Here is a 7797-nt window from a genome sequence, read left to right as displayed (position 1 = left end):
ATCTTCTGCGCGGCAGCGACAGTGTTCAGAGTGGCAGCGCCCAGTGCGCCGTTGTTGTGCTCAGCGATTACCAGGATAGCCATCAGATTACTTTCGCCTCGTTCTTCAGTTTCTCGACCAGTTCGGCCACCGATTTCACCTTGATGCCGGCACTGCGCGCGGCGGGCGCTTCGACCTTGAGGGTTTTCACGGTGGAGGCCGTGGAGACGCCCAGCGCATCAGGAGTGAGGGTTTCCAGCGGCTTCTTCTTCGCCTTCATGATGTTCGGCAGCGACGCGTAGCGCGGCTCGTTCAGGCGCAGGTCGGTGGTGACGATGGCCGGCAGGTTCAGGGCAACGGTCTGCAGGCCGCCGTCGATTTCACGGGTGACGTTGACCTTGTCGCCAGCAACTTCGACCTTGGAGGCGAAGGTGCCCTGGGCGTAGCCGGTCAGCGCAGCCAGCATCTGGCCGGTCTGGTTGTTGTCGCTGTCGATGGCCTGCTTGCCGAGGATGACCAGCTGCGGCTGCTCCTTGTCGACAAGGGCATTCAGGGCCTTGGCGACAGCCAGCGAGTTCAGTTCGTCATTGCTCTCGACCAGCACTGCACGGTCGGCGCCCAGCGCCAATGCGGTACGCAGTTGCTCCTGCGCGCCACTGGGGCCGACCGAGACCACCACGATCTCGCTGGCGACGCCTTTCTCTTTCAGGCGTACGGCCTCTTCCACGGCGATTTCGCAGAAGGGGTTCATGGACATCTTGACGTTGGCCAGATCGACGCCGGAGTGGTCCGCCTTGACGCGGACCTTGACGTTGTAATCGACCACGCGCTTGACGGCTACGAGGACTTTCATCGGGGACTCCTGGAAAAAAACCGGGCCTTGCGGCCCGGAACAAGGGGTGACTCTGGGACTGGGCTACACCTGCGAGACGCCAGGGGCCTGTAGGAAAGCAGAACGTAGGGCGCATAACCGCTTGCGGTTATCCGCCGTCATTCGGGGCAGCGGCGGATAACGCTGGCGCGTTATTCGCCCTACGTACTAGGCCACGTCCATCATCTGGCTGAACGCCTGCAGGTGATGGTCGTCGTCGCCAAACTGGTGGCTGATCATCACCAGGTGCTTGGCGTAGTGCGAGCCCAGGTATTCGTCGGTGAGGCCGATGCCGCCGTGCAGCTGGATGCACTGCTCGGAGATCAGGCGGCCGGCGCGGACCGTGATGTACTTGGCGGCAGCCAGGGCGCGGCTGCGCTCGGCGCTGTCGGGCTGGTCGGCGACGCAGGCGGCGAGGATCGCCATGCTGCTGGCCTGGTCCAGTTCGGCGCGCATGTCCACCATGCGGTGCTGCAGCACCTGGAAGGAGCCGATGGCGACGCCGAACTGCTTGCGGGTCTTCAGGTACTCCAGGGTCAGCTCGCAGGTGGCTTCCATGGCGCCGACCGCCTCGGCGCACTGCGCGGCGATGGCGCGACCCTGCTGGTAGCGCAGCGCATCGAAGGCTTCGCCGGGTTCGCCCAGCACGTGCTCGCTGGCGACAAAGGCACCGTCCAGGTACAGCTCGCAGGCCTTGAGGCCGTTGGCGGTCGGGTAGACGCGGCGCTTCACGCCCGCCTCGTTCGGGTCGAGGAAGAACAGGCCGATGCCCTGCTCGTCCTGCTCGCCGCCGGCCACGCGAGCCGAGACCAGGATCAGCCCGGCGCTGTGCCCGCCGATCACCGCGACCTTGCGCCCGCTCAGACGCCAGCCGCCGTTCACCGGCTCGGCGCGGGTGGCCACGCTGTTCAGTTCGTAATGGCTTTGCGGTTCCTCGAAGGCCACCGCCAGTTGCAGCTCGCCACTGGCGACGCGGGTCAGCAGCTGGTCCTTCTGCGCGTCGCTGCCCAGTTGGGCCAGCAGGCCGCCGGCGAATACCACCGATTGCAGGTAAGGCTCCAGGCACAGGCCGCGGCCCAGCTCGGTGTGCACCAGCATGCTGTCCACGCCGCCGCCGAAACCGCCGTAGGCTTCGGGCAGGGACACGCCGGTCAGGCCCAGCTCGCCGAGCTGGCGCCAGAAGTCGGCGCTGTAGCCCAGCTCGCTACGGCGATAAGCCTCGCGCTGTTCGAATCCGTAGGCGTCACGTACCAGACGCGCCGCCGTGTCTTGCAGCATCTGCTGCTCTTCATTGAGTTTGAAGTCCATGGTCGGCTGCCTCTCAGAGTCCGAGGTTCACTTTGGAAACGATGTTCTTCTGGATTTCGTTGGAGCCGCCGTAGATCGAGAGCTTGCGCATGATGAAGTACTGGCTGGCGGCGGTGGCGCTGTAGTCGGTGTGCAGCAGGTCGCCCGAGCAGGCTTCCATTTCATCTTCGAGGAACGGCAGCGCGTAGGGGCCGACGGCCTTGCGCAGCAGATGGGTGATCGCCTGGCGGATCTCGGTGCCGCGCACCTTGAGGATCGAGCTTTCCGCGCCGCTGCCGCCGCCTTCGCGGGCGGCGGCGAGGATGCGCAGGTTGCTCATTTCTGCCGCCATCAGCTGCATTTCCAGATCGGCAATCTGCGCCCGGAACAGCGGATCGTCGATCAGCGGTTTCCCGCCTTTGCGCTCGCGCGCCGCGATGCCCTTGAGCTGGCGCAGCAACTGCTTGGAGAAGCCGATGCCGGCAAGCCCGGTACGCTCGTGGGTGAGCAGGTACTTGGCGCAGGTCCAGCCGTCGTTCTCCTGGCCCACCAGGTTGGCCACCGGCACCTTCACGTTGTCGAAGAAGACCTCGTTGACCTCGTGCTCGCCGTCCAGGGTGATGATCGGGCGCACGGTGATGCCGGGGGACTTCATGTCGATCAGCAGGAAGCTGATGCCGCGCTGGGCCTTGGCCTGCGGGTCGGTGCGCACCAGGCAGAAGATCCAGTCGGCGTGCTGGCCCATGGTGGTCCAGGTCTTCTGGCCGTTGACGATGTAGTGCTCGCCTTCGCGCACGGCGCGTGTCTTCAGGCTGGCCAGGTCGGAGCCGGAGCCCGGCTCGGAATAACCCTGGGCCCACCAGTCGGTCATGTCGAGGATGCGCGGCAGGAAGTAGGCCTTCTGCTCCTCGGTGCCGAAATTGATGATCACCGGGCCGACCATGACCGCGCCGAACGGCAGTACGCGCGGCGCGCCGAAGATCGCGCACTCTTCCTCGAAGATGTACTTCTGCACCACGCTCCAGCCGGTGCCGCCGTGCTCCACCGGCCAGAGGGAGGCGTGCCAGCCGCGATCGTTCAGGGTGCGCATCCAGAAGACGTTGTCTTCCTTGGAGAGGCGCTTGCCGAGCTTGACCTTGGCGGCCAGCTCGGCCGGCAGCTTGTCGCGCAGGAAGGCCCGCACTTCCTCGCGGAAGGCCAGCTCTTCGGGCGTGTAGTGGATATCCATCGAGGTGTTCCTCAGACCTGTTGTTCTTGTGGGCCGCTTTCACGGCAGGGGTTTCGCCGTCGAGTATCGGGACGTGGCGCGGGGCTGGCTGTAGTTCGTTCGGACCAATTTCGGGCGGGATTTATTTCGGGCGCCGGGAAAGCAGAAAGCCCGCGCGGCATGGGCCGGGCGGGCTTTCGGTGCTTGCCTGGTGATTGCGTGCCTGGGCTTCCCCCTCACCCCAGCCCTCTCCCTCAGGGAGAGGGGGCAGATCGTGCCGGCTGACGCATTGGTTTCAACCTGCACCGAACGGTCCCCTCTCCCCTTGGGAGAGGGTTAGGGTGAGGGGCTCTTGCTCGATGCCCGATCAGAGCACCGCCTCACTCCCCAGGAACGCCGTGACCTGGCTCGACAGCGTCCCGCCGTTGCCATGCAGCAGCGCGATATCGGCCTTCTTCAATTGCCGCGCGCCGGCCTGGCCGCGAATCTGCGTCACCGCTTCAAGGATCAGGAACATCCCGTACATCCCCGGATGCACGCACGACAGCCCGCCACCATTGGTGTTCACCGCCAGCTCGCCGCCGGGAGCGATACGCCCGCCCTGGACGAAGCGGCCGCCCTCGCCCTTCGGGCAGAAGCCGAGGTCTTCGAGGAACAGGATGGTGTTGATGGTGAAGGCGTCGTAGAGCATCACCAGGTCGACGTCAGCGTGGCTCACGCCGGCCATCTGCATGGCGCGCGGGCCGCTTTCCGAGGCGGCGGTGACAGTCAGGTTCGGCATGCACACTACCGAGCGGTGCCATTGCGCGCCGCCGGCGCCGAGGAAGTACGCGGGCTTGTTCGGCAGGTCGCGGGCACGGTCCGCACGGACCATCACGCAGGCGCCGGCGCCATCGGTCACCAGGCAGCAGTCGGCGGCGCTCAGCGGGTCGCTGACCATCCGTGCGCCCAGCACGTCGTCCATGCTCAGCGGGCCGCGGGCAAAGGCCTCCGGGTTGAGGTTGGCCCAGCCGCGCGCCGCCAGCGCCACTTCCGCCAGTTGCTCGCGGGTGGTGCCGTACTGGTGCATGTGCCGGCTGGCCGCCAGCGCATAGGAGGTGATCGGGTGGCGCGGCTTGTAGGCCGTCTCGTGCCACTGCGGCTCGCTCATCGACACCAGCTTGCCGCCGGCGGTGCGCTGGTTGGAGCCATAGCAGATCAACGCCACGTCGCACAGCCCGGCCTGCAGCGCCAGGGTGGCCTGCAGCAGGTGCCATTCGAAGCTGGAACCGCCGACGTTGGTGCCGTCAACGAACCTGGGCTTGATGCCCAGATACTCGCATACCGACAGCGTCGGGAACGCATGGGAGCTGGTGGCGGAGAACACCGCATCGACGTCGGAGAGTTTCAGCCCGGCATCGGCGATGGCTTTCAGCGAAGCCTGGCCGAGCAGTTCCATGGCGCTGAAGCCGTGGGCTTCTCCGATTCCGGCGCTGCCGATGCCGACGATGGCGGTCTTGCCGCGAAGGGACGAATTCATGCCTGCACCTCTTCGATCACGTCGAACACCACGAGCGCCTGCCCGTCTTCCTCGATCACCCGCGCCTTGACGCGGCTGCCGATGGGCGCGGTTTCCCGGCCTTCGATGCGCGACATCAGGCGCACGCCTTCGTCGAGATCGATCAGCGCCACGTTGTGGCTGGCATTGCGCGAGCGGTTAACGGTGATGGCGTAGATGCGCCCGGTGCCGGCAGCCTCGACCCATTCCAGGTCGGTCTCGCCGCTGCCGGGGACGGCCACCCGCGGGTAGAACACATGGCGGCCAGTGGAAGCGCTGCGCTGGATCATGAAACGGCCCTGCTGGAGGAACCGCTGGTACTGCGCTTCCGGTCCGACGGGCGCGGCGGCTGGGGGATTCTCGGCCATGGCTGGCTCCTGGTTCATTGCGCCCGGCCGTGCAGGCTGCGCGTGTTGTTGATGAAAGTGCCCTTGCCGCGCGCCAGCAGTTTGTCGCCGTCAAGCAGGTCGCAACTGGCCACGCAGATGCTGCGGCCGAGCTTGTGGATCTGCACATGGACTTCGATCCAGCGCCCCGGCAGCGCCGGGCTCAGGTAGTCCATGTCGAGGTTGATGGTGGCCGGGGGCAGTTCGCTGCCGGCCGTGAGCTTGATTGCCGTGCCGAAGCCGGTATCGACCAGGGTCGCGAGGAAACCGCCGTGAGCAATCCCCAGCGGGTTCAGGTGCTCCTCGAGGACTCGCGCCGCCACCACGCGGCGTTCGAGGTTCACGTACACGCCACCGCAGTTGTTGACGAAGCCCGGCCGCGACATGGGCTGGAAGCCGGCGGGCACAGCGCCCTCCTCTTCGATGAAATCACTGGCGCTCATGCTTCGCTCCCCGCGTAACGCTGGGCTCGCTGGAGGCTGGCCCGGCAGTCGTGGACCATGCGCTGCAGCAGCTCGGCGCAGCTGGGGATGTCGTCGATCAGGCCGACGCACTGCCCGGCGGTGACGATGCCGTCGTCCGCCTCGCCGCTCTCCAGCGCCGCGCGGCCACGGGCACCGGCCACCAGGTGGCGGATGTCCTCGAACTGCGCATTGCCGCGCTTCTCGATGCTGACCACTTCCTCGGAGATCGGGTTGCGCAGTACCCGCGCGGTGTTGTGCAGGGTGCGGAAGATCAACCGGGTGTCGCGCTCGGTGGCGCCCACCAGCGCGCGCTTGATGTTCTCGTGGATCGGCGCCTCCTGGGTGGCGCAGAAACGCGTGCCCATGTTCACCCCTTCGGCGCCCAGGGCCAGGGCGGCAGCCATACCTTCACCATCGGCGATGCCGCCGGAAGCAATCACTGGCACCTGCAGGCGGCGTGCCGCCAGCGGGATCAGCACCAGGCCGGAAACATCGTCCTCGCCCGGATGCCCGGCACACTCGAAACCGTCGATGGACACCGCGTCCACCCCCAGGCTCTGCGCCTTCAGCGCATGGCGCACGGCCACGCACTTGTGGATCACCGTCATGCCGGCGGCCTTGGCGCGGGCGATGAACTCGCCGGGATTGTTGCCGGCGGTCTCCAGCACCTTCACGCCGCTGGCGATGATCACGTCCAGGTAGCGCTCATAGGGCGGCGGATTGATCGACGGCAGCAACGTCAGGTTCACGCCGAAGGGCTTGTCGGTGAGGGTTCGGCAGCGCTCGATTTCCTCACCCAGCGCCTCGGGGGTCGGCTGCGTCAGCGCGGTGAGGATGCCCAGGCCGCCGGCGTTGGAAACGGCGGCGGCCATCTCGGCGCGACCGACCCACATCATGCCGCCCTGGATGATCGGGTAGCGGATGCCGAGCAGTTCGGTAATGCGTGTCTTCATGGGGGTTCTCCGCGTTTCACTGGTCGAAGACGATGACCGAGCGCGCCAGTTCGCCCCGGCGCAGCTCGTCGAAGCCCTGGTTGATCTGCTCGAGGCCGATGCGCTGGGAGATCAGCTCGTCCAGCTTTAGCCGGCCCTGCAGGTAGAAGTCCACCAGCCGCGGCAGGTCCACCGGGAAGCGGTTGGAGCCCATGAACGAGCCCTGGATGCGCCGCTCGGCGAGGAAGTCCAGGCCGCTCAGCTCCAGCTTCACGCCGGGCCTGATCATGCCGATGACCGTGGCGCTGCCACCACGCGCGAGCATGGCGAAGGCCTGCTCGGCGGTCTGTTTCAGGCCGATGCATTCGAAGGCGTGCTGCACGCCGCCGCGGGTCAGCTCCAGCACCTGCTGCACGGCGTCGCCGTCGGCGGCATTGATCACGTCGGTGGCACCGAAGGTCTTCGCCAGTTCCAGCTTCGAGTCGAGCCGGTCGATGGCGATGATCCGCCCTGCCCCGGCCAGCGCCGCGCCGTTGAGGGTGGACAGGCCGATGCCGCCACAGCCGATCACCGCCACGGTCTCGCCCGGCCGCACCTGGGCGGTGTTGAACACCGCGCCGGTGCCGGTGATTACCGCGCAACCGAGCACGGCGGCACGGTCCAGCGGCATGTCGCGGCGGATGGCGACGCAGGCGTTCTCGTGCACCAGCATCTGCTCGGCGAAGGCCGAGAGGTTCATGAACTGGTTCACCGGCTTGAGGCTGGTGACTTCGCTCAGGCGCGGCTCATCGTTCTTGCCGCGCTTGGTTTCCGGCGACACGCACAGCGACAGGTGTCCGGAAACGCAGTGCGGGCAATGCCCGCAGAAGGCCGAGAGGCAGGTGACGACGTGGTCGCCCGGCTTCACCGAACGAACTTCCGAGCCCACCTGCTCGACGACACCGGCGGCCTCGTGCCCGAGGATCACCGGCATCGGCCAGGGGTAGGCACCCTCGATGAAATGCAGGTCGGAATGGCACAGGCCCACGGCACGGGTGCGGATCAGCACTTCACGCGGGCCGGGCTTGCCGATGGCGACTTCCTCGATGGACAGCGGCGTGCCCGGTTGGCGCAGTACAGCGGCTTTCATGGCGA

Annotated in this window: 8 protein-coding genes; all 8 read right to left on the bottom strand. The window is 66.7% G+C overall.

Annotated features, from left to right (window positions below; genetic code table 11):
* Positions 1-82 precede the first annotated feature (82 nt).
* Positions 83-832, bottom strand: coding sequence for an electron transfer flavoprotein subunit beta/FixA family protein (locus tag IB255_RS24890; protein ID WP_151187167.1), 750 nt, complete (start codon positions 830-832; stop codon positions 83-85).
* Between the two features lie 186 nt (positions 833-1018).
* Positions 1019-2158 carry an acyl-CoA dehydrogenase family protein gene (locus IB255_RS24885; protein WP_081520356.1) on the bottom strand — a complete coding sequence of 380 codons (1140 nt, stop codon included), beginning with the start codon at positions 2156-2158 and terminating at the stop codon, positions 1019-1021.
* 13 nt (positions 2159-2171) lie between these two features.
* Entirely contained in the window at positions 2172-3365 is a 1194-nt protein-coding gene (locus IB255_RS24880) for an acyl-CoA dehydrogenase family protein (protein ID WP_081520357.1), read from the bottom strand.
* Between the two features lie 346 nt (positions 3366-3711).
* Positions 3712-4863: a thiolase gene (locus IB255_RS24875; protein ID WP_081520358.1), complete on the bottom strand. Its 1152-nt coding sequence runs from the start codon at positions 4861-4863 to the stop codon at positions 3712-3714.
* Complete coding sequence (locus IB255_RS24870) at positions 4860-5249, bottom strand: Zn-ribbon domain-containing OB-fold protein (RefSeq protein ID WP_081520359.1); 390 nt, start codon at positions 5247-5249, stop codon at positions 4860-4862. Before IB255_RS24870 ends, IB255_RS24875 begins: the two co-directional genes overlap by 4 nt.
* A 14-nt stretch (positions 5250-5263) precedes the next feature.
* Entirely contained in the window at positions 5264-5710 is a 447-nt protein-coding gene (locus tag IB255_RS24865; protein WP_081520360.1) for a PaaI family thioesterase, read from the bottom strand.
* Complete coding sequence (locus tag IB255_RS24860) at positions 5707-6684, bottom strand: NAD(P)H-dependent flavin oxidoreductase (protein WP_081520361.1); 978 nt, start codon at positions 6682-6684, stop codon at positions 5707-5709. The genes IB255_RS24865 and IB255_RS24860 overlap by 4 nt, the downstream gene beginning before the upstream one ends.
* A gap of 16 nt (positions 6685-6700) precedes the next feature.
* Entirely contained in the window at positions 6701-7792 is a 1092-nt protein-coding gene (locus tag IB255_RS24855) for a Zn-dependent alcohol dehydrogenase (protein WP_081520362.1), read from the bottom strand.
* Positions 7793-7797: the final 5 nt, after the last annotated feature.

The organism is Pseudomonas sp. PDM22 (assembly GCF_014851965.1).
GTDB lineage: Bacteria > Pseudomonadota > Gammaproteobacteria > Pseudomonadales > Pseudomonadaceae > Pseudomonas.
Note: the sequence above shows the minus strand (reverse complement) of the source record. Positions and strands in the feature narration are given on the sequence as shown.